The following is a 21,467-nucleotide window of genomic DNA, read 5'->3' as shown; positions in this document are numbered from 1 at the left end:
CGCACGGCGAAGTTGAAATTTCTGCCGTTCTGAGAAGACTGTTTAAGTAAAAAATAACTAATTAGAGTTATGATTTATAGTGGTGATAGTTGCGGTGAATTATGTTTTGCGGAGTTTAGGTGAGCGATAAAATAAAAACAAGAAGATTATTTGGTGCGATATTTTTTGAGGGTTTATGGCGGTTTGATATTTTTTGTTATTCAATTACCTCAATTATTAGCAACGAGAAACGTCTCAAAGTGTTTTTTTTATAAAGTCGGGGCGTTATTTTCCGGCGGCATTTATCTTCTGATAATAAAAAGATTGCGGCTAATAAGTTATAATAGCCGCAACAAAGTTATTCGGGTGATTTATCGACGACACGACGGCTTTTCTTACCGCCTTTTCGTCCTGCTTCAATTGCACGTTCAGGATTATTTCGAAAATTCCCGCCGCTCAATTGGCCGCCTTTTTTACCCGCTTCGCGAGCTCTTTCTGGGTCCATGGCAAAATTGCCAGAACCACCACGTGGTGTTGTCATAATCAATACCTCAGATAAAGGGGATAACGCATATTTCACTTGCTACTTAAGGTTAGTCGTTAAAGCCTAACGCACAACAAAGAGTAATTAGGAGTTATCTCATCTTCCTTGATAATGCTCAGGAATTTTTCTGTCTGCAAAGGAGTGAAAGAGGCGGGTAATAATTATTTTTGCGTGAGCCTCTGGTCAATATAAATATATTACCGCTTCGCCTTTAAATTTTTTCTCTTTCAATATGATGAAATTAATCAGCATTCCTGATGTTTCGTCTTTTACTTAAGATTTGGTAAGCATTCGCATCATTAGTCATTATCTTAAAATGGGTGTAAAAAATATAAATCCTTATGTGAAAGTGATTATTTTTAAGCGAAGCGCACTATTAATGTTTTTAACGTTAAATAGTGCGCGAATATTATTTTACCAGCACTTGCGCACCGGCATTTTTTTCCAGTCTCAACACGTCAAATAGCGACAGCAGCACCAACAAAGCCACTCCGGCGAAAGCGATATGAATATCGCTCTGCGCGATCTCGCTATGTTCCTGCCACAGCATCGAAGCGCGCAGGAACAACGCCGCCAGCGCGATGCCCGCGCTCATGCTGAACTGGAAGAAGATACTGAACACCACCGAGGCATCGCTCATTTTGTTTTGCGGCACATCGGCGAAGCCCAGGCTGTTGTAGCAGCTGAACTGCAGCGAGCGCGACAGCCCGCCGATAAACAGAATCGCGGCAATGGCGAAGTAGCCCAGTGAAGGATTGAGTAGTAAGCAGCCGAGCATCGCCACCAAACTGATCGCGCCATTGATCATCAACACGCGACGAAAACCCCAGCGTTTCATCAGCCAGGTTGTCGCCGGTTTCATCGCCAGATTACCGGCAAATACCCACAGCACCGTGGCTCCGGCCTGCGCCGCGCTCCAGCCAAAGCCAAGCTGAAACAGCAACGGCAGTAAATAGGGCACTGCATTGATTGAGGCGCGGAAGAACGAGCCGCCAATTACCGCATTGCGGAAGGTGGCAATTTTCATCGCGCTAAACGGCAGCAGCGGCTGCGCATGGCGGAAGCTGTGACGATACGCCAGCCAGCTGCACAACACGCCCAGCATCAACAACGGAATACCAACATTGAGATGCATCTGCCCGAGCGCTTCCAGCGCGATAATCAATGAGGTGCAGGCGGTGGCGGTCAGCACAAAGCCGCGCACGTCAAACGGCCGCCGCTGTTCGGCTTTGAACTGTGGCACCAGATAAGCGGTGGCGATGATGGCAAGGATGCCGAGCGGAATGTTGAGCCAGAAAATCCACGGCCAATGGCCGTAGGTGACAATCAAACCACCCAGCGGTGGGCCGAGCACCGGCGCAATCAAACCCGGCCAGGTAATAAAGGCGATGGTTTTCACCATCTCCTTTTTCTCAGTGACGCGCAGCACCACCATGCGACCGACCGGCACCATCATCGCGCCGCCAATGCCTTGCAGAATGCGGCTCAGCGTGAACATGGCGAGCGTGTCGCTTAAGCCACATAGGATCGAGGCGAGAGTGAAAATCAGGATGGCGCTGGCAAAAACGGTACGCGCGCCAAAGCGCTCCGCCAGCCAGCCGCTCATCGGAATGAACACCGCCACTGCCAGTAAATAGGCGCTGACGCCAATGTTCAGCGCCACCGGGCTGGAGGCGAAATCCCGCGCCATCTGCGGAATCGCGGTGGTGATCACCGTGGCATCAAGGTTTTCCATGAAGAAGGTTACTGCGACCAATAACGCTAACAGCAGGGTGCGATGGGAATTCGGTTTGGCTTCTCTGCCTGAGTCGATCATGCGAGGACCTGCGAAAACAGAAGGATGCAAAGACTTTTAATGAAAAGCGCGGCAGGTGCAAACCGAATTGTTTAGCAAAATGTTGATGCCGTCGTGGGGTCGCCATTCATGGCGACCACAACAATGCGCACCTGGTTAAATCAGACGGCTTCAACCACGGCAGCTTTTGCCTAATGCTCGTCAGTTAAGCGTCTTTCGGTCACCATAAATGGCGACCCTACAAAGGACTGGGGCGTTTTTCGTAGGGTGCGCATTCATGCGCACCTGCATACATATGCAAATTAATGCTTAACTGAGCGGCATTACGGCAGCTTTTGCCTTAATAAACGCCACCATCGCTTGCATCACCCCTGCGGTATTTGCCGTGCCGCTGGGCGTTGGATTTGGTGACCACCTTTAGCAGCTTGCGCGGACGCGATGGCGCAGCGGTGAGGTGACGCCGGGCAGAATTTTGGTTGGACGCACTGGTGTACTGGTCAAAGCCCTGACAAATCGGCAAACCCAAACCCCACAGCGTGATGTGATCCGGCACGTCGGGCGTGCCCACCGCGCCAAAGTAAAAAGGTTTGCCGCTGAGTATTGCCTGGCAGAAGGGCAACGAAGATAGTTTTCTACTGGATATGCTGGGTTTGCTGCAGGAGCATCAGCGTGAGCTGACGGCGAAATTATAGCCTCATCCAGCCGGTGGCTAATTCCCACGACTCTCTCTATGATGAAATATTTCCCGCGCCAATGTCGGGAACGATCAATGAGTTAGGGAAAAATCGTGCGATGACCATTTTAAACGACCTGGATTTGCGGCAGTTGGAAGCCTTCTCGGCGGTGATCTCTGCCGGAAGCGTTACGGCGGCGGCGAAGGCGCTCAATCGCTCGCAGCCGGCGGTGTCGCGTTTGATTCAGGAGCTGGAACAATCGCTGGGTTATCCGCTGTTTATCCGCAACGGACCGCGCATCCATCCTTCCGAAGAAGCGCTGCAACTGCATCAATACGTGCAGAAAGCGCTGCTCTCACTGCAGCAGATTCGCCTGCGTGCGCAGGAGATCGCCCATCAGCAACATCGCCCGTTGAGCATTGCCGCCACGCCTGCACTGGCGGCGGGTTTGCTGCCGCAGGCGCTGGCCGCGCTCAATTTGCAAAACAAAGTGCAGATCATCAGCGAATCTGCAGTGCAGACGGCGCATGCGGTGATCACTGCCGAAGCCGATCTCGGTTTATGTAGTTTGCCGCTGGAGCATCACGCGGTGGAGCTGCACTGGATTGGGCAGTCGCAGTGCGTGGTGGCGCTGCCGGAAAATGACGAGCTGGCGGCGCAATCTCAGCTGTCGTTGAGCAGCCTGGCGGGACGGCGGTTGATTGCGCCGTGGAGCCCGCAGCGGCTGCGCGGACGCTACGAAAAAGCGTTGAAAAAGGTCAAAACGCCGCTGCACGAAACCATCGAAACCAACTCCTCCGCCAATATTCTTGGCTGCGTGCGTGCCGGGCTTGGCGTAGCGATTCTCGAACCGGTCACCGCGTGGGGCATGCCGCTGGCCGGTGTAGCGATCCGTCCGCTGGAGGAGGATATTCCTTACTACTTTGGCGTGATTACGCCGCAGGGACGGCAAATTTCAACGGCTGCGCAGGCCTTGGTTGAGGCTTTGGCGGATGCTGCCGCCACTCTGCTGCCGGGTTTTGAGCGTCTGCCCGCCAGCGAGCATCCGCGTATTATGCGGCTGATTAATCAGGATTAAAGATTCCGGTTATTAGCAAGGTCGCCATGAATGGCGACCCTACGTATGAACGTCAAATCCGCTTATAACATTTTCGGCATAAGATATAAGAAATCCATTGGTCAAAAGCTGAGCGAGAATATTGACTCTGTTTTAGGGCAAGAGGATTATGCGAAGCCTTAGCTCTTACTATGCGTATTGATGATTATTACCCATTAACTATGTGTTATGAGGATAATGGAAATGCATAGTCACTAACGCGCTTTAGTGGTTTCGTCCGCATTCTGGCTGCCGCTTATTTCTGGGAAAACGTGTATGACTTATGCCGCCGATGGCCTTGCCGCGCTGGAAGCTCAGCTTCAGCAGGATCTGGAATATCTTGAACTGCCCGCGAAATCCTGGGTGCCCGAGCGCACGCAGGATGGCGCGCCGGTGCGTGACGTGGTGGTAATCGGCGCGGGCATGTGCGGGCTGGCGGCGCTGGCGAAATTGCAGTTCACCGGCATCTGCAATGTGGTGGCGTATGACGCCGCACCCGCCGGGCTGGAAGGTCCGTGGGTGACTTTTGCGCGCATGGAAACGCTGCGTTCACCTAAATCACTGCACGGCCCGGCGCTCGGCATGGCGCAACTGACGTTCCGCGCGTGGTTCACCGCGCAGTGGGGCAAAGAAGCCTGGCAAGAGCTGGATAAAATTCCCAAAGCGCAGTGGATGGATTACCTGATTTGGTATCGCAAGGTGTTGAATCTGCCGGTGCGCAACAATGTGCGCGTCAACAACATTGCCTTTGCCGATGATCTGATTGCCCTCGATCTCAGCGGTGCCGAAACCGGCCGCATTTACACCCGCCGTCTGGTGCTGGCCACCGGACGTTCTGGCCTGGGCGGTTTCGCCGTGCCGGATTTCCTGCAAGGTATTAGCCGCCAGTTCTGGGCGCACTCCGCCGACGACATTGATTTCTCTGCCCTAAAAGGCAAACGCATTGCGGTGATTGGCGCGGGCGCATCCTCGATGGATAACGCCGCCACCGCGCTGGAACACGGCGCGGGCGCGGTAGATTTGCTGATTCGTCGTAAGCAGATGCCGCGCATCAACAAAATGACCGGCATCGGCAGCCAGGGCGTGGTGCACGGCATGCATCAGTTGCCGGACGCGTGGAAGTGGAAGTTTGTCGATTACACCGCCACCACGCAAACGCCGCCGCCGCGCTCCTCAACGCTGCGCGTGTCGCGCCATGCCAATGCGCGCTTCTTGCTTGATTGCGGCATCAAAGCGGTGAAAGAAGAAGCCGATGGCCTGCTGATCGAAACCACACAAGGCCCGTTCTGCTATGACTTCCTGATTGCTGCTACCGGTTTTAGCAATGATTTCCACGGTCGCCCGGAGTTTGCCGCCATCGCGCCGCATATCCGCAGCTGGCGCGACGGACGCTATCAGCCACAAATGGGCGCGCCGCGTCCCGGTTTGCTGGAAGCGCCGGATCTCGGCCCCGCTTTTGAATTCCGCGAACTGACGCCAGGCGCATGTCCGCTGTTGGCGCACATTCACTGCTTCAACGATGCGGCGATGCTGACGCACGGCAAAGTCTCCGGCGATATTCCTGCGGTGAGCGCCGGTGCCGATCGTCTGGTGCGCGGCATTACCGCTTCGTTGTTTGCCGAAGACGTCGAGCAGCATTACGCCAACTTACAGGCTTTTGATACCCCTGAATTGCAGGGCGATGAATGGGTGGATTCCACGCCCTTACTCAACCAGGAGAACGCGCAGTGAGTGACGCAATTGATCGCGCAGTCGGCTTAAACGCTGAAGATGCGCTGTACGGCACGCGCCGCCTGCGCCCGGAATTTGTTGACGGCGCGGAACAGTGCCGCATCTCGGTGATGGCACCAAACGACGATCAGGGCTTAGCGCCGGATGTGCGTTTGGCGCTGGCGCAGCGTATGGCGCAGCTCAATCATGAAGCCGAGCTGCAACAGGATTATCAGGCGCAGCTGGCGGCGTTGCAGCCTTCAGATGCGCTGCTGGCGCTGGCGACAGGCGTAAGCGATCTGCCAGAACCGCTGGCGACGATTGCGCGCCACGCCGATCTTGTTACCCAGCAGCCAATGAATGCCACCGAGCAGCACATTCGCTTGCTGGAACAGGCTGGATTGAGCAATCCGCAGATTGTGGCGCTCTCCGAGCTGATCGCTTTTGTTAACTTCCAGACGCGCGTCGCGACCGGATTACGTTTGTTGAGGTCTGCATGATTCCGTCGGTTAATCTCAAGCCGCTGCATTGGCATCCGTATATCGCGCCGGTGGAAGTGGAAGACGCCACGCCCGCGCAGCTTGATGCGATGAAAGTGACGCCATCAAACAAGAAGATCTCCGAATATGTGCGCACGTTAGCCCACGATCCCGACAGCTACCTGGCGCGTACCGTGCTGTTCAACGCCATTATGTATGTCGATGGCGGGCTGGATCGTGCGGATCGTGAACTCGGTGCGCTGGGTGCGTCGATCGTCAACGGCTGCAAATATTGCGCGGTGGTACATGCGCGTCGCCATGCGCAGCTGGCGGAGAGTGATGCGGTGGTGAGCGCCATCTACTTTGATCGCGCGGATGTGCTCGGCGAGCGTGATGCGGCGATCTACCGTTTTGCCCGTCGCCTGTCGGTGACGCCGTCCGAAGCCAGCGCCGAGGATATGGCGGCACTGCGCGCGGTCGGCATGAACGATCAGGAGATTATCGATCTGATCCACGCCATCGCCATTTTTGGCTGGGCCAACCGTCTGATGCATGTGCTTGGCCATGCTGACCTGAACAAATAAGGGCTGCTGCATGTTAGAACTCAACGATATTAAGCTCTCTTACGGCAGCACGCCGATCCTGAAAGGTGTTGATCTGTCGGTGAAACGCGGCGATGTGGTGTCGATCATCGGGCCAAGTGGCACCGGTAAAACCACACTGCTGCGCTGCATTAACTATCTGGCCAAACCGGCGTCGGGCACCATTCAGCTCGATCAAATCCGCATGGATTATCAGTCACCGGATAAAGCGGCGATCCAGGCGATCCGCCTGCGTACCGCGATGGTGTTCCAGCAGTTCAACGTGTTCAAAAACATGACGGTGCTGGAAAACGTGATGGATCCGCTGATCGTCATTCAACGCAAAAGCAAACAGCAAGCGCGCGATATCGCCGTGCAGGAGCTGGAGCGCGTGGGATTGGGCGCCAAGCTCGATCACTATCCATCGCAGCTTTCCGGTGGCCAGCTACAGCGTACCGGCATCGCCCGCGCGCTGGCGGTGCGCCCTGATGTGATGCTGTTTGATGAACCAACCTCATCGCTCGATCCAGAGCTGGTGGGTGAGGTGCTGAAAGTGATTAAAGATGTGGCGTCCTCCGGCATTACCTCGCTGCTGGTGACGCACGAAATGCAGTTCGCCAAAAGCATCTCGAACCGCATCGTCTTTATGGATCAGGGCGTGGTGGCCGCGCAGGGCAGCCCGACTGAGATGTTCGATAATCCAACCCTGCCGCGACTTGCTCAGTTCCTCAATTCAGAACGCGTATTCTAATAATTAAAGGAATCAACGACATGCCTGCAATCAAAACCACCTTACGTCGCCTGGCCGCGCCTGGCATCATCGCACTGGCACTGATCAGCGGTAACAGCTTCGCTGACGCGGTGCGCACCATTAAAATCGCTACTGCAGCGGAATCTAAACCGCTGTCGTGGGGCGCGATTGGTCACGAGCCGCAGGGCTACGAGCCGGACGTGCTGAAAGCCATCAACGCCAAACTGCCGCAGTACAAATTCGTGATGGAAGGTGCGGCGGATATCGCCCAGGAAACCGGCCTCGCGACTGGCAAATATGACATGGCAACCGGCGGTTACTACAAAGCGCCAACGCGTAGCAAACAGTTCCTGATCCCGGATGCGCCGATCGGTGCCAGCCTGATGAAGATCTACAGCCGCAGCGATAGCACCATCAACAGCATGAAAGATCTGGTTGGCAAGAACATCGTTCCAGTCACCGCCGGCGGCGGCGTGTACAAATTCGTGACGCAGTGGCAGCAGGAAAACCCGAACGACAAGGTTGAGATCAAAGCCTCGAGCGCTGGCGTGCCTTATCCGGACCGTCTGAAAGAGGTGCAGCGTGGCAAATATGATGCGCTGATCCTGCCTTCGAACCTCGGCGAGCAAACGGTGATCGACAACCAGAAACTGGCAATCAAAGCCAGCGAGCCGGTGGCCATCAACAACACCTACGTGCTGATTCACCGTTCGGCCGAGAACCAGGCGCTGAATGATGACATCAACAAAACGCTGCAACAGCTGAAAGCCGACGGCACGCTGGATAAGCTGGCGCAGAAGTGGTTTGGCGAAGACGTTTCTAAGTATATGAAGTAAGCGATTCACTGTGCTCGATGATGCGTTGGAAGGGGCCGCCCCTACGACGCATTCACCGGCTCTTTTTTAGCAGGAGTGTTTCACCGTGAATCTGACTTCGATGATTCCCGAGCTGCTCTCGGCGCTGCCGTTGACGCTTGGCATAATGTTTGTCGCGATGATCGTCGGGTTCTTCCTGGCGCTGATCGCCACCGTATTCCGCGTGCGCCGCATCCCGGTCATCAGCCAGTTTGTCGATTTGTACGTCTCGTACGCGCGCAGCGTGCCGGTGGTGCTGCAGCTGTTTGTCGCCTTTTATGGCTTGCCGCTGGTGGCCGAGCAGTTTGGCTTCAGCGATTTTGTCACCGCCAATATCGCGGCGATGATTGGCCTGAGCCTGTATCACGGCGGTTATCTTTCCGAAGTGATGCGCCCGGCGTTTCTCGCCGTGGAGAGCGGCCAGCACGACGCCGCCGATAGCATGGGTTACAGCTTCCGCCAGAAAATGCTGCGCATTGTCGGTCCGCAAGCGGTGCACTATGCGCTGCCGGGCTACGGCAATGCGATTATCTATCTGATTCATAACGTGGCGCTGGTGATGTACATCGGTGCGGCGGATGTGATGGCGACTGCGCATCTGATCATGGAACGCGACTACAACCAATATCAGTTCGGCACTTATCTGGTGCTGGCGGTGCTCTATTCGCTGCTGTGCGGCGTGGCGTGGTTGATTATCCGTTTCTTCGAACAACGTCACGCGAAGTACAGCTCGAAAACCGCTGCACGCGTCAAATTCACCAGCGTCTGATGAGGGAGAGAAACCATGTTTGATCTTGAGGTTTTGCTGCCGGACTTCTGGAGCATTCTCGATGCGGTGCCGGTGACGTTGCTGATGGCAGTAACGGTGTTTATCTGCTCGACGCTGCTCGGCGGGCTGTTTGCCTTTATTGAACATCGCCGCATTCCAGTGCTGCGCCAGTTGGTGATCGCGTACAAGATTGCCTTCAAAGGCGTGCCGATGGTGGTGGTAATTTTCCTCGCCTATTACGGTTTGCCACCGGCGCTGGACTTCGTTGCCACACTGTTCGGCGTGAAAGTGAATGCGCACTCGCTGCCGAACTGGGTGATCATCATCGTCGCCCTGAGCGCCTGCGTCGCGGCGTTTCAGGCGGAAGTGTGGAAGGGCGCGCTTAACTCGTTTGATAGCGGACAATCGGATGCGGCGCTGTCGCTTGGTTACAGCGGCGGCCAGCTGTTCCGCCGCGTGATGTTCCCGCAGATTATCGTGGCGGCGATCCCCGATCTGGCCAACGCCTTTATGGTGATCATGAAAGCGCTGTCGCTGGCGTTTGCCATCGAAGTGGTGGATATCTTTGCTCAGGCGCAGCTGACGGCGGCGCTGAATTTCTACTATCTCGAAGCCTTCCTGGTGGCGGTGGTGTTTTATATGGTGATTGCGTATGTGGTTACCAAGATCGCCGACAAGATCGAGGCGAGATTGCGGGTGCGAACGTAAACCCAGGTCGCCATAAATGGCGACCCTACATAAACTGCATTACAAACTTTCATTCTGCAAGTAACTTGCAAAATGAAAGTCACTCTGCAACAGTATCCGCCATCACACCGATGTCGGATAACCAACCTTGAAAAACCAACCGCTCTACAACATGCCTTGTCCCATCGCGCGCAGCCTTGGCCGCATTGGCGATGGCTGGAGCATACTGATCATGCGCGATGCGCTGGCCGGTTTTACCCGCTTCGATGAATTCCAGAAAAGCAGCGGCGTGGCGCCCAACATCTTGTCGCGGCGGCTGAAAGAGCTGGTGGACGATGGCTTGCTGGAGAAGGTGTGTTACAGCACCAGCCCGGCACGCTTCGAATATCACCTGACGGCTGTTGGCCGCGATTTTCGCGGTGTGATTCTGGCGCTGACCGAATGGGGCAGCACCCATTTCTCGCCGGAAGGTCGTCAGATGCAGCTGGTGGAAACCGCCACGCAGCGTCCGGTGAAGATGCAGATGGTCGATAGCGAAAACGGTCAGCCGCTGACGCTGGATAAATATCAGATGGTGCCCGGCCCGGCAGCGGAGCCGATGATGCACTATCGCCATGATTATCTGCAGAAAAAACGCGCTGGAGATAACACCCAGAAATTCGCGCCGCCAGCGCTGCAATCATCATGCTGAGGTGCAACTCAGCACCTGCAGATTAAGGAGTTAAAGATGAAACGAATTGTCATTACCGGCATGGGGCTGGTATCGCCGCTGGGTTGCGGCACGGAAGCGGTTTGGCAGTCGCTGCTGGCGGGAAAATCGGGCATTAGCGCCTTGCCGCCGGAGATGGTGCAGGATATCGCCTGCAAAGTGGCGGGACAGGTGCCGACGCTGGAGCAGGATGCGCTGCACGGCTTTAATCCCGAAGGCATTATTGCCGCCAAAGATCGCAAGAAGATGGATCGCTTTATCGAGTTCGCGCTGGTGGCGGCGCATGAAGCGCTGACGCAGGCTAACTGGTTCCCGCAAGATAGCGCGCAGCAGCAGCGCACCGCCACGGTGATCGCCACCGGCATCGGCGGTTTTAATGAGATCGCCAACGCGGTTGAAACCACCGCCGAGCGTGGGCCGCGTCGTTTGTCGCCGTTTACCATTCCTTCTTTTCTCGCCAATCTGGCGGCCGGACACGTTTCGATTGCGCACGGTTTTCGTGGGCCGATTGGCGCGCCGGTAACGGCTTGTGCGGCGGGTGCGCAGGCGATTGGCGATGCGGCACGAATGATTCGCAGCGGCGAAGCGGATATCGCGCTGTGCGGTGGCACCGAGGCGGCGATCCATCGCGTGAGCCTGGCTGGATTTGCCGCAGCGAAGGCGATGTCGGGCGGTTTTAACGATCGTCCTGAGCAGGCTTCACGTCCGTTTGATCGTGACCGCGACGGCTTTGTAATGGGCGAGGGCGCAGGATTGCTGGTGATTGAATCGCTGGAACATGCAGAGGCGCGCGGCGCAACACCGCTGGCGGAGCTGGTGGGTTACGGCACCAGCGCGGATGCTTACCATCTCACTGCCGGTCCGGAAAATGGTGAAGGGGCACGCCGCGCGATGGAAACCGCGCTGGCGCAGGCGGGCATTACGGCGAGAGAGGTGCAGCATATTAATGCGCATGCCACGTCGACGCCGGTCGGCGACAAGGGCGAATTGGCAGCAATTAGTTCGCTGTTCGCTGGCAGCAAGGTGGCGATCACTTCCACCAAATCGGCCACCGGACATTTGCTCGGTGCGGCGGGCGGCGTGGAAGCGATCTTCTCGATTCTGGCGCTGCGCGACCAGATTGCACCGCCGACGCTCAATCTGCAGCATCCGGATGAAGCGGCAGCTGGGCTGAATCTGGTGGCGCTAAAACCGCAGCCAACGGCGATGACATATGCGCTCTCCAACGGTTTTGGCTTCGGCGGTGTGAATGCCAGTTTGTTGTTTAAAGCCTGGCAATAGGTTTCCTGATGCACGTCAGTTAAGCGTAAAACGGTTGTTTGGACAGGTTTTCGTAGGGTGCGCATTCATGCGCACCTTCATATAATACGGCAACGATAGCGCGCAGGAATCGCCCCCTTTGAGCACTGAAATTGCAACCCAGCAGCTGGCGGAAGAGCTCCGTCAGCTGATTAGTCACTTCGTACGCAACGTCCGCGTCAGCACCGCGACCGTGCGCACCTCGCAATATGAAACCCTGGATCTGCTCGATAGCCATGACGCGCTCTCTATCGCCGATCTCGCGCGTCTGCGCGGCGTGAAGCATCAAAGCATGCGTTTAGTGATCAACGAGTTGGAGGCGCAAGGTTTGGTGCTGCGGCAAAAAAGCGCGCATGACGCGCGGGCGCAGGTGATCGTGTTGAGCGATCAGGCACGCGCTGCGCTGGCCGACGCACGTGAACAGCGCGCAGCGTGGATTGCGGCGCGCATCGATGCAACGCTCGGGCAGCAGGATCGCGACGATCTGCAAAAAGGGCTGGCTGCGTTACGTAAATTGCTTTAGCTGCGTCATCACCGCCGCTAGCGTGTTCATGCCCCAATGCTCCGCGTATTTTCCCTGTTCAATTCGCACCATATCAATCACCGCAATGGTTACAGGTAAACCGGTGGGTGCGATGCCCATCAGCGATCCGCTGTGTACGCCGGTTATCGTTTTGCGCGTGGTGACCCAATCGCGCTCGGCGATTTGATCTTCGATATGCACCTGTAGATCGGAGAAAGCGGGGCGCAGGATCTGATCGAAAGTGTGCCAGAGACTTTCGCGATCGCTGGGTGCGCCCGCTGGCGCTGAGCGGTTAATGAAGTTTTCGGCAACGAGTTGATCGAAAGCCTGGCGGTCGCCTTCGGCAATCACCTGCTGATTGAAGCGACGTACAACGGCTTTGTTGAGTTCTGACATGGGGAAGTCTCCGCTGAATATGTACAGTTTAACTGTATATATTTAACGGCAAGTTGGAAGGGGGAGTTTGATAGCTTGTGCGGTGTGTTTGGTTGGGAAGGTCGCCATGAATGGCGACCCTACGATGGCGCAAATGTGCGCACCGCGTAAAACTCAGCGCTTACCCAGCGCTTCCCACAATCCCAGCAGATAGGTGGTGCCCAGCGCGCGGTCGTACAAGCCGTAGCCCGGACGGCCGGTTTCGCCCCAGATAAAGCGGCCGTGATCCGAACGGATGTAGCCATCGAAGCCGTTATCATGCATCGACTGCAGCACTTTATACATATCCAGCGAACCGTATTCCGTTGGGTGCGCGCACTCGTAGAAATCTTTATCCTGAATAATCTTGATGTTACGCACATGGGCAAAAGGAATGCGTTTGCGGCGCGAGAATTCAGCCAGAATAGCGTACACATCATTACTCGGATCTTCGGCAATCGATCCGGTACACAGCGTGATGCCGTTAGCCTCAGAATCGACCACGTTACAGATCCAGTCGAGATCGTCGCGGTTCTTCACCACGCGCGGCAGGCCGAAGATCGAATACGGTGGATCGTCCGGGTGGATCGCCATCTTCACGCCCACTTCTTCACATACCGGGATCACCGCTTTCAGGAAGTAAGCGAGGTTTTCGCGCAGTTTCGCGTCATCAACATCTTTGTATTGGGCAAACAGATCCTGCACTTTTGCCAGACGTTCCGGTTCCCAGCCCGGCAGGGCGAAACCGTTGGAGTTGCCCAGCACTTCCTGCACCACCTCGTCGAGGCTCTTATCGATGCCTTTCTTCTCGAACGCCATGGTGAGCGAGCCGTCTGGCAGCACGTAGTTCATGTCGGTCTTCATCCAGTCGAACACCGGCATGAAGTTGTAGCAAATCACCTTCACGCCAACCTCGGCCAGGTTGCGGATGCTCTGCTTATAATTTTCGATATATTGATCGCGGCTCGGCAGACCGATTTTGATGTCGTCGTGAATGTTGACGCTTTCAATCACTTCCACGGTGAGCCCGGCGGCATGCACCTGCTCAACCAGCGCGTTAATCTTCTCTTTCGGCCAGGTTTCGCCCACCGGTACGTCATACAGCGCGCCCACTACGCCGCGCACGCCCGGCACCTGACGAATATATTCCAGCGAAACTTTATCTTCTTTCGGACCAAACCAACGCATTGTCAGTTGCATAATGTCATCCACCGTTATCGTGTCTGTGATAACTGATAAACTACCATTCTAGTAAACATCATGACAGCGCGGTGCGTTCAATAAGCCTTGATCCGCGTCACAGAACACAATTTATCCGCATTAAGCGAGGCTCAGAGATGCACGGCCAAATCGCTGAAATGCTCTTTGTATTTGAAGAGTTCCAGATCGGATCGCAGCCCCAGTTTGCGCAGAGCGGTCTGCTTTTGCCCGCTGATGGTTTTGCGACTGCGCGCGTATTTACCGGCGATTTGCGTGACGCTTAAGCCGTCAAGATAGCAGCGGATCACTTCCAGCTCGCGCGGGCTTAGCTCACGTAGCAGCAATGCAATGTCATCGCCGAGCTCGCGCGGCAGCAGGTAATCATGCATTTCCCGGTCGCTTTCCTTGAACTTATCCATCTCTAACAACATCTCGGCGCTGAGAAAATGCTTGTTGTGGCACACCTCGTACAGCGCCTTAATCAGCACCTCTTGATCCTGGCTTTTACCGACAAATCCATGCACGCCGGCTTTAAGCAGCAGCTTGACGATCGCCGGTTTCTCAACTGATGAGGAGACTAAAATCTTCAGTTGGGGATATTGCACCCGCAGCTGTTTCACCATTTGCAGACCGTCGAGTTCGTCTTCGCCCAGCAGATAATCCAGTACCAGCACGTCTACGCTGTTGCTGCGCAAAAATGTCATCAGTTGCTGGCGCTGGCAAAAAGTACCCGCTAATTCCAAATCCGCTTCCTGCGACAGACGATACTGAATCGCTTTGCTGATCAAGGGATGATCGTCTAATACGGCAACTTGCCAGATGGCGTCTTGTTTCATGTTCTCACCTCATCAGGAGTATTATTTTCGAGTGCGCGCTGGAAGATCGCTTCCAGCTCTTTGATTGCCGTGACGATCGCAGGCAGCTGCTGTTGCAGCAAGGCAGCATCTTCACGCTCTGCGGCGTGTTCGGCCGCAAGGCAGCATTGTTGTAAGGCATCGGCATACAGCAGTTTCGCGCTGCCAAGCAGTCGATGTGCGGCATGGCGCGCGCCGACGAAATGCATCTCTTCCACGGCCTGCTGAAGCTGGGCCAGATCGCGCGCATTCTGTTGCTGAGCGGTGGTCACCAGATCGCGCCATGCTTGCGGATCATTAGCCGCCAGATTTTCCAGCGTGAGTAAGGTGTCGGTACGCGCCTGGCTATTCGCCACGCCGGTTACCACTTTCAGCAGTTGCCTGCGCTCCAGCGGTTTGAACAGGCATCCATCCATGCCAGCCTGCGCCGCCAGTTGCGCGACGCGCTCTTCTGCCATCGCCGTCAAGCCGTAAATCGGTACCGCACGACGGTTCAGCAATTTCTCTTCGATACGCAGCTGGCGGGTAAATTCGAAGCCATCCATGCCGGGCATGTTGCAGTCGGTGATGACGCGTTCGACTTCATGTTCACGCCACAGCGCCAGCGCCGCTTCGCCACCTTCCGCCACCAGCACATGATGCCCGGCGTAGCGCAGCTGCTGCGCCAGAAGCTGCCGATTCGTAGCGTTGTCATCAACAATCAACATTCTTAATGACACCTGCGCACTTTCATCAACCGGCTTCACTTCCGCTTCAATCAGCGTGGCGGGCTGGGCGACAAAGCGCAGCATAAACACGCTGCCCTCATCGGGTGCGCTCTCTACGTGCAGTTCGGTTCCCAGCATGCCGGCCAGGCGGCGGCAAATATTGAGCCCCAGCCCGGTGCCGCTGACGCGATTGCTGCTTTGCTCCACCTGAATAAAGGGCTCAAAAATGGCCTGTTGTTGCGCCGGCGTTAAGCCAATTCCGCTATCACACACTTCCAGCACATATTCAGGTTTGCTGATATCAGCCTGATACAGCGCCACTTCGACTTCACCCTGAGCGGTGAACTTGATGGCATTACTCACTAAGTTGGCGAGGATCTGCTTCAGCGCCACCGGATCAAACAGCACGCAATCCTGATCAATTTCCAGCATCACATTGAGCGACAACCCTTTGTTATGGGCCACCTGACGAAATAGCGCTTCGGTGTCGTGCACCACATCGCTCAGCGACATCGGCATAGGGCGAATGCTGAAATGGCCGGATTCGATTTTCGCCAGGTCGAGAATATCGCCCACCAGCGAGAGCAGCGAACGTGAGGATTCCCACGCCAGATCGATATTCTTCTGCCGCTGCGGTTCGTCGCTTTGGCCTAAATGTTCGATTTCCAGCAGGCCAATCAGCGCCGCCAGCGGCGTGCGGATTTCGTGGCTCATATGGGAAAGGAAAGTACTTTTGGCCTCGCTGGAGCGCAGCGCAGCGCGTTTTGCTTTGTGCACATCTTCCAGCAGCGTTTCGATAGTGTGCAGTTGGTTGCTGATCTCGCGTTCGTGCTGACGCTGCTTTGCGAGCGACGATTTCAGCAGATGGTTACGCCACAGGAAAAACAGCAGGCAAATGCCGGCAATGCCGACAATGCGCAACACGTAGCTGCGATAGCTCTGCCATGAGGTGCTGGTGGCGGGCGGCGTGTACTTGATCCAGCGTTCCATCAACGACTGCATGGTCGGCTGTGGAATATCGGATAGCGCTTTATTCAGAATCGAATTCAGATGGTCATCGGCAGCATTGGTCGCTATCGCCATGCGAAACATCGGCAACGGCGCGACAAACGCCACTTTGAAGCGATCGTTGAAGTGGTTATTCAGCAAATATTGCGCGGATTCATAAGGCACGATAAAGCCGTCAACCTGCTTATCCTGCAGTTGGCCTAGCGAATCAATAGAAACGGCATTTTCATTAAAATCGATGGTTGGCCAGCGGCGACGCAAATCAAAGCGATAATAGGATCGCTCGTAAATGCCAACGCGTTTGCCTGCCATCTCATCGAAACTGCGCCAGTGACTGTCGCTGCGCGTCATCACTACCCAAGGCGAATAGACGTAAGAACGCGTGTATTGAATCTGAGGATTCTGTTTTGACGCACCGTCACTCACTACAATCAGTGAATTACGTTGATTAACCAGCGCATCACGCATAGCACTTAATCTATGCATCTCATTGTAATGAAAACGGATCCCGGTGCGTTGCGAAATCAGATTCAGCAGCTCGACACTCAATCCGGCGACGCGCTGTTTGCCATCCAGAAAGGTGAAAGGCAGATGTGTGGCATCGTAATTCACCGTGATATCGCGGTGCTGCTCCAGCCAGCTCGCTTCCGCTTCGGTAAGATCCAGCGGATGGTTCTTTACCACCGATTGATAATCCAACCCCCATGCTTCGGCGATTTGTACGGCGTTGCGTAACGGGATGTTTTTGAGGATTTCATTGATGGCATCAATCAGTGATTGATTGTCCGCGCGGGCGGCAAAGCGCGCATCCACATCATTCATGTAAGGCGTGCTGTGCCCTTCAATGATGTTCTGCAAGCCGCGCTGCGACAGATAGCGTTGAGTGGCGGAGTTACTCCAGAACACGGTGTTTTCGTTAAACGCGGTATCGGTATACGCCCAGAGCGGCGGCGAGGCAGGTTCAAGGGTCGCTTTAGGATAGCGTTTATGCAGCAACGCTTTGAGTTCGTCGTCCCCGTAGTACATCAGGCGATAGTTGCTGTCGTTTAGCTGACGATCAAATTTTGCCTGGCGACGGCTGATCAATACGCTTTGCGCCAGTGAATAGGGCGTACTCAGCGCCAGTTTGGTCTCGTGATTGGCGGCCTGCGGGTAGTAAGGAATTAAATCGACTTGCTTGTCATTGAGCGCGTTAACCAGTTCGATGCGGGTTTTATAGCGTTTTACTTCGACGGGACGATTCAGCGTCTTAGCGATGATAGCCAGATAGTCAGCGGACAAACCTTCAAAGCTATCCTCTTCAAATTCAACTGAATAGGGCGGTAACGTGTGGATCCACACGCCAACACGCAGCACAGGATGGCGTTGTAGCCAGCGCTGGCTTTCAGCATCCAGCGTCACTTCGGGGGAAACCAGTCCATAACGCGGCGTGAATTTTAAGGTGGTGGCGCCCCAGGACGACAGGCAAAAGCCCAACAGAAAAATCATGCTTAGAATGCGTTTGCCCACGAATTAATTCTCAGTTTTCTAGCGCTGCGTCAGGCACTGCCGTGCGGCGGTTCGGCCTTCTGGCTGCGCTTTGATGTGCCAGTTGACTTCTCACAGCGGCACGAAACTAAACGGTTATTAAATGCTTTTTAAGAAATTTCTTACGTTTGTAGGTAGGGCTTACTAAAGGCTGGCACTTAAGTAAGTTTAGTCAGCTGTTTTCACTGGAAACTTTCGACGTAACTCCTGAAGTTTCTCCAATTTACCGCTGCTAATCGGCTTTTCATTTGTTTTATTTACAGAAACTTCCTGGCAGGCAAAATAGCGCTTATTTCCTCTCCATCAGCCGACCATGTCAGAAGAAGCGCTACGTCAGCAGATTCAGAACCTGAAAAAGCATAATGCGCGATTAAAGCGTATAGCGCATGACGCGCGTAATAAGCTGAGTGCAGCGCTGGATGGAACCGGTTTATGTTTGTGGCAGCTGGATATTCCCAGCGGCAAACTGGTGATTTTTAACCGCCGCTGGGGCGCGATGCTGGGCTTTCAGCCGAAAGAGACCAAAGCCCAGTTTGATGTGTGGCGCGATCGCCTGCATCCGGATGATGCCGACGAAGTGCTGAAAGCCTTTTACGATCATATAGAAGGGCGCGCGCCTTACTACGAAGCGCTGCACCGCATGCTGGGCAAGAACGACAACATCAAATGGGTGCTGGATCGCGGACGCGTCACCGAATGGGATGAAGCGGGCAATCCGATTAAAGTCACCGGCACGCACATCGATATGACCAAAGAGAAGCAGTATGAAGCGCAGCTCTCATCGCTGGCGCATCACGATCCGCTTACCGGACTGACCAACCGCCATGCGCTGCACACGCAGTTCAGCAAGATGAAAGCACAGGGACCGTTGTGCGTGGCATTCATTGATCTCGATAATTTCAAACACGTTAACGATACGCTGGGACATCGCAGCGGTGATGAGGTGTTGATTCAGCTGAGTCAGCGCATTACCGACGTGTTGCCGCCAAACGTAGTGATTGGCCGACTTGGCGGCGATGAGTTTGTGCTGCTGATGCCGTTCCTGATCGACTATCCGAAAGTACGCATTTTGCTGCAGGCGGTGCTGGATGCCGCGCTGACGCCGTTTGATATTGATAACGGCCACGCGCAGATTGGTGCATCGATTGGTATTGCCCAGGTACAGGAACGTGACAGCTTCGATGAGGCGCTGACGCGCGCCGATGAGGCGATGTATCAGATCAAGAAGAACGGTAAGCAGGGTTTTGGGTTGGCGGGTTGATGTAGGGTCGCCATTCATGGCGACCGTTTCACATAGCGCACTTTTGGTCGCCATAAATGGCGACCCTACGACAACGGTTTGGCCTCTCACTCAAAACGCAAAACACGAGCAGCCCAGCGCACCCCAGAACGCATGATTATCCGATACCGGCACCGATGACTGGCGCGCAACATCGTGCGAGTGACTGTGCACGCCGCACGGTCCGCTGCACTGGTGCACTTTCGGCATCATCGCGGCGCGACCATTGGCCTGCGGCGGTGCGCTGCGATAGTGGCCTGGCACCGTCACTACCGGCGACCATTCAGGCAGCACCGGCACGGGCGGCGGTGACAGCGGCGTAAATCCGCCTGCGGCATACACCACTTCGCCATCCACCAGCGTCAGCACCGACTCAATCCCTTTGATCTCCTCTTCCGGCACGCTGAAGAAATCTTTCGACAGTAGCACCAGATCCGCCAGCTGACCGACCTTAATCTCGCCTTTAGCGCTTTGCTCGTTCGAGAACCAGGCGCTGCCTTTGGTCCACAGCATCAGCGCGGTTTCGCGGTCAATACGCGCATTGTCATCGTACAGCTGCATGCCGCCGACGGTGCGCCCGGAGACCAACCAGTAGAGCGCGGTCCACGGGTTGTAGCTGGCAACGCGGGTAGCATCGGTGCCCAATCCCACCGGCACGCCGGCTTCCAGCATGCGCGCCACCGGCGGCGTCTGTTTAGCGGCTTCTTTGCCGTAGCGATCAACAAAATATTCGCCCTGAAACGCCATACGATGCTGCACCGCCAATCCGCCGCCCAGCGCTTTAACCCGTTCGATATTGGCTTCGGTGATGGTTTCTGCGTGATCGAAGAACCAGTGCAGGCCGTTGAACGGAATGTCGCGGTTCACTTTTTCGAACACGTCGAGCATGCGGCTGATCGATTCGTTGTAAGTCGCATGCAGGCGGAACGGCCAGCGATGCTCTACCAGATGTCGCACCACGCGTTCCAGCTCATCTTCCATGCCCGGCGCGAGATCGGGGCGCGGTTCGAGGAAGTCTTCAAAGTCTGCCGCTGAGAACACCAGCATTTCGCCCGCGCCGTTATGGCGCAGGAAATCGGTGCCCTGACCGGGTTTCAGCATATCGGTCCACTTCTCGAAGTCCTGCAGTTCGTGGCCGGGATTCTGGGTAAACAGGTTGTAGGCGATGCGCACCGTCAGCTGCTTTTTGGCATGCAGTTCGGAAATCACATCGTAATCATCTGGAAAGTTTTGGAAACCACCGCCTGCGTCAATGGCGCTGGTCAGGCCGAGGCGATTGAGCTCGCGCATAAACTGACGCGTGGAGTTAACCTGCTGTTCCAGCGGTAATTTTGGCCCTTTTGCCAGCGTGGCGTACAGCAGCATGGCGTTAGGGCGGGCGATTAGCATGCCGGTAGGATTGCCATTGTTGTCACGCTGGATCTCGCCGCCCGGCGGGTTCGGCGTGTCTTTGGTGTAGCCGACCACGCGCAGCGCCGCACGGTTGAGCAGGGCGCGATCGTAGAGATGCAGGATAAATACCGGCGTGTCCGGCGCGGCGGCGTTGATCTCATCCAGCGTCGGCATGCGGCGTTCGGCAAACTGGAACTCGCTCCAGCCGCCGACTACGCGCACCCATTGCGGCGACGGCGTACGCAGCGCCTGATCGCGCAGCATGCGCAGCGCATCCACCAGCGACGGTACACCTTCCCAGCGCAACTCAAGGTTGTAATTCAGCCCGCCGCGAATCAGATGCAGGTGCGAATCATTGAGGCCGGGAATGCCGGTATGGCCTTTGGCGTCAATAATTTGCGTGTCATTGCCGGCGAAGCGCATCACCTCGGCTTCGCTGCCTACGGCAAGAAATTTGCCGTCTTTAATCGCCACGGCGGTTGCCAGCGGATTAGTGCGATCGACGGTGTGAAACTTGCCGTTAGTAAAAATCAGTGAGGCCGTTGTCATCATCATTCTCCAAAAGATTTCGCGTTGCGGGCTGAGTCAGTGTTAAAGCGCTTGCTTCGTTGGTTAAAAAAATACGAAATGAGAGCA

The 21,467-nt window shown here is 55.5% G+C and carries 19 protein-coding genes and 1 pseudogene; 12 read left to right on the top strand and 8 right to left on the bottom strand.

From position 1 onward, the window contains the following. Window positions 1-337: 337 nt before the first annotated feature. The 3 genes and pseudogenes from NR302_RS15915 to NR302_RS15905 all read right to left on the bottom strand — a co-directional run. Window positions 338-520 carry a general stress protein gene (locus tag NR302_RS15915; protein WP_007893075.1) on the bottom strand — a complete coding sequence of 61 codons (183 nt, stop codon included), beginning with the start codon at window positions 518-520 and terminating at the stop codon, window positions 338-340. A 412-nt stretch (window positions 521-932) separates the two neighbouring features. Further along, window positions 933-2,339 (bottom strand): MFS transporter, encoded by a 1,407-nt coding sequence (locus NR302_RS15910; RefSeq protein WP_258143916.1) that lies wholly within the window; start codon window positions 2,337-2,339, stop codon window positions 933-935. A gap of 414 nt (window positions 2,340-2,753) precedes the next feature. Next, window positions 2,754-2,898: pseudogene (locus NR302_RS15905) on the bottom strand (tartrate dehydrogenase); the annotation flags it as partial. A gap of 212 nt (window positions 2,899-3,110) precedes the next feature. On the opposite strand from NR302_RS15905, the gene NR302_RS15900 reads away from it, so the two are divergent. The 11 genes from NR302_RS15900 (at window position 3,111) to NR302_RS15850 (ending at window position 12,450) form a co-directional block, all read left to right on the top strand. Further along, the gene (locus NR302_RS15900) at window positions 3,111-4,070 is read left to right on the top strand and encodes a LysR family transcriptional regulator (protein ID WP_258143915.1); all 960 of its coding nucleotides are present in this window, start codon (window positions 3,111-3,113) and stop codon (window positions 4,068-4,070) included. Between the two features lie 294 nt (window positions 4,071-4,364). Beyond that, on the top strand, window positions 4,365-5,819 hold the full coding sequence (locus NR302_RS15895) for an NAD(P)-binding domain-containing protein (RefSeq protein ID WP_258143914.1): 1,455 nt from the start codon (window positions 4,365-4,367) through the stop codon (window positions 5,817-5,819). Then, entirely contained in the window at window positions 5,816-6,298 is a 483-nt protein-coding gene (locus NR302_RS15890; RefSeq protein ID WP_258143913.1) for a CMD domain-containing protein, read from the top strand. The genes NR302_RS15895 and NR302_RS15890 overlap by 4 nt, the downstream gene beginning before the upstream one ends. Then, a complete protein-coding gene (locus tag NR302_RS15885; RefSeq protein WP_258143912.1) occupies window positions 6,295-6,861 on the top strand; it encodes a peroxidase-related enzyme in 567 nt (188 codons plus the stop codon). The genes NR302_RS15890 and NR302_RS15885 overlap by 4 nt, the downstream gene beginning before the upstream one ends. Window positions 6,862-6,871: 10 nt before the next feature. Continuing rightward, window positions 6,872-7,609, top strand: a complete 738-nt coding sequence (locus NR302_RS15880) for an amino acid ABC transporter ATP-binding protein (RefSeq protein WP_154155227.1) — start codon at window positions 6,872-6,874, stop codon at window positions 7,607-7,609. Window positions 7,610-7,629: 20 nt separating this feature from the next. Beyond that, window positions 7,630-8,445, top strand: a complete 816-nt coding sequence (locus NR302_RS15875; protein WP_154155229.1) for a transporter substrate-binding domain-containing protein — start codon at window positions 7,630-7,632, stop codon at window positions 8,443-8,445. Between the two features lie 100 nt (window positions 8,446-8,545). Then, a complete protein-coding gene (locus tag NR302_RS15870; RefSeq protein ID WP_154155525.1) occupies window positions 8,546-9,232 on the top strand; it encodes an amino acid ABC transporter permease in 687 nt (228 codons plus the stop codon). A gap of 15 nt (window positions 9,233-9,247) precedes the next feature. After that, on the top strand, window positions 9,248-9,940 hold the full coding sequence (locus tag NR302_RS15865; protein ID WP_061720264.1) for an amino acid ABC transporter permease: 693 nt from the start codon (window positions 9,248-9,250) through the stop codon (window positions 9,938-9,940). A gap of 127 nt (window positions 9,941-10,067) precedes the next feature. Beyond that, window positions 10,068-10,610: a helix-turn-helix domain-containing protein gene (locus NR302_RS15860; RefSeq protein WP_036649142.1), complete on the top strand. Its 543-nt coding sequence runs from the start codon at window positions 10,068-10,070 to the stop codon at window positions 10,608-10,610. A gap of 36 nt (window positions 10,611-10,646) precedes the next feature. After that, window positions 10,647-11,909, top strand: coding sequence for a beta-ketoacyl-ACP synthase II (gene fabF / locus NR302_RS15855; RefSeq protein ID WP_258143911.1), 1,263 nt, complete (start codon window positions 10,647-10,649; stop codon window positions 11,907-11,909). A gap of 118 nt (window positions 11,910-12,027) precedes the next feature. After that, window positions 12,028-12,450: a MarR family winged helix-turn-helix transcriptional regulator gene (locus NR302_RS15850; protein ID WP_179452167.1), complete on the top strand. Its 423-nt coding sequence runs from the start codon at window positions 12,028-12,030 to the stop codon at window positions 12,448-12,450. Here the strand turns inward: NR302_RS15850 and NR302_RS15845 are convergent. From NR302_RS15845 to NR302_RS15830, 4 genes are all read right to left on the bottom strand, one after another. After that, complete coding sequence (locus NR302_RS15845; RefSeq protein ID WP_154155238.1) at window positions 12,433-12,846, bottom strand: ester cyclase; 414 nt, start codon at window positions 12,844-12,846, stop codon at window positions 12,433-12,435. The two genes, NR302_RS15850 and NR302_RS15845, sit on opposite strands and share 18 nt — an antisense overlap. 153 nt (window positions 12,847-12,999) lie before the next feature. Then, window positions 13,000-14,064, bottom strand: coding sequence for a mannonate dehydratase (uxuA, locus tag NR302_RS15840; protein ID WP_008107171.1), 1,065 nt, complete (start codon window positions 14,062-14,064; stop codon window positions 13,000-13,002). 131 nt (window positions 14,065-14,195) lie between these two features. Then, on the bottom strand, window positions 14,196-14,900 hold the full coding sequence (locus NR302_RS15835; protein WP_258143910.1) for a response regulator transcription factor: 705 nt from the start codon (window positions 14,898-14,900) through the stop codon (window positions 14,196-14,198). After that, window positions 14,897-18,121, bottom strand: coding sequence for a response regulator (locus tag NR302_RS15830; protein ID WP_258143909.1), 3,225 nt, complete (start codon window positions 18,119-18,121; stop codon window positions 14,897-14,899). Before NR302_RS15830 ends, NR302_RS15835 begins: the two co-directional genes overlap by 4 nt. 352 nt (window positions 18,122-18,473) lie before the next feature. On the opposite strand from NR302_RS15830, the gene NR302_RS15825 reads away from it, so the two are divergent. Next, window positions 18,474-19,421, top strand: coding sequence for a sensor domain-containing diguanylate cyclase (locus NR302_RS15825; protein ID WP_008107179.1), 948 nt, complete (start codon window positions 18,474-18,476; stop codon window positions 19,419-19,421). 90 nt (window positions 19,422-19,511) lie between these two features. Here the strand turns inward: NR302_RS15825 and NR302_RS15820 are convergent, their stop codons facing one another. Next, window positions 19,512-21,380 (bottom strand): amidohydrolase, encoded by a 1,869-nt coding sequence (locus NR302_RS15820; protein WP_374990630.1) that lies wholly within the window; start codon window positions 21,378-21,380, stop codon window positions 19,512-19,514. Window positions 21,381-21,467 lie beyond the last annotated feature (87 nt).

Source organism: Pantoea sp. SOD02 (assembly GCF_024707505.1).
Lineage (GTDB): Bacteria > Pseudomonadota > Gammaproteobacteria > Enterobacterales > Enterobacteriaceae > Pantoea > Pantoea symbiotica.
This window is presented reverse-complemented; position numbering and strand designations above follow the sequence as displayed.

What these genes read in the sequence shown, in the direction of transcription:
- NR302_RS15845 (WP_154155238.1), bottom strand. Translation starts at nt 12,846, where the DNA reads ATGTCAGAACTCAACAAAGCCGTTGTACGTCGCTTCAATCAGCAGGTG.
- NR302_RS15870 (WP_154155525.1), top strand. Translation starts at nt 8,546, where the DNA reads ATGATTCCCGAGCTGCTCTCGGCGCTGCCGTTGACGCTTGGCATAATG.
- NR302_RS15915 (WP_007893075.1), bottom strand. Translation starts at nt 520, where the DNA reads ATGACAACACCACGTGGTGGTTCTGGCAATTTTGCCATGGACCCAGAA.
- uxuA (WP_008107171.1), bottom strand. Translation starts at nt 14,064, where the DNA reads ATGCAACTGACAATGCGTTGGTTTGGTCCGAAAGAAGATAAAGTTTCG.
- NR302_RS15835 (WP_258143910.1), bottom strand. Translation starts at nt 14,900, where the DNA reads ATGAAACAAGACGCCATCTGGCAAGTTGCCGTATTAGACGATCATCCC.
- NR302_RS15880 (WP_154155227.1), top strand. Translation starts at nt 6,872, where the DNA reads ATGTTAGAACTCAACGATATTAAGCTCTCTTACGGCAGCACGCCGATC.
- NR302_RS15895 (WP_258143914.1), top strand. Translation starts at nt 4,365, where the DNA reads ATGACTTATGCCGCCGATGGCCTTGCCGCGCTGGAAGCTCAGCTTCAG.
- fabF (WP_258143911.1), top strand. Translation starts at nt 10,647, where the DNA reads ATGAAACGAATTGTCATTACCGGCATGGGGCTGGTATCGCCGCTGGGT.
- NR302_RS15865 (WP_061720264.1), top strand. Translation starts at nt 9,248, where the DNA reads ATGTTTGATCTTGAGGTTTTGCTGCCGGACTTCTGGAGCATTCTCGAT.
- NR302_RS15825 (WP_008107179.1), top strand. Translation starts at nt 18,474, where the DNA reads ATGTCAGAAGAAGCGCTACGTCAGCAGATTCAGAACCTGAAAAAGCAT.
- NR302_RS15820 (WP_374990630.1), bottom strand. Translation starts at nt 21,380, where the DNA reads ATGACAACGGCCTCACTGATTTTTACTAACGGCAAGTTTCACACCGTC.
- NR302_RS15875 (WP_154155229.1), top strand. Translation starts at nt 7,630, where the DNA reads ATGCCTGCAATCAAAACCACCTTACGTCGCCTGGCCGCGCCTGGCATC.
- NR302_RS15830 (WP_258143909.1), bottom strand. Translation starts at nt 18,121, where the DNA reads ATGATTTTTCTGTTGGGCTTTTGCCTGTCGTCCTGGGGCGCCACCACC.
- NR302_RS15900 (WP_258143915.1), top strand. Translation starts at nt 3,111, where the DNA reads ATGACCATTTTAAACGACCTGGATTTGCGGCAGTTGGAAGCCTTCTCG.
- NR302_RS15885 (WP_258143912.1), top strand. Translation starts at nt 6,295, where the DNA reads ATGATTCCGTCGGTTAATCTCAAGCCGCTGCATTGGCATCCGTATATC.
- NR302_RS15910 (WP_258143916.1), bottom strand. Translation starts at nt 2,339, where the DNA reads ATGATCGACTCAGGCAGAGAAGCCAAACCGAATTCCCATCGCACCCTG.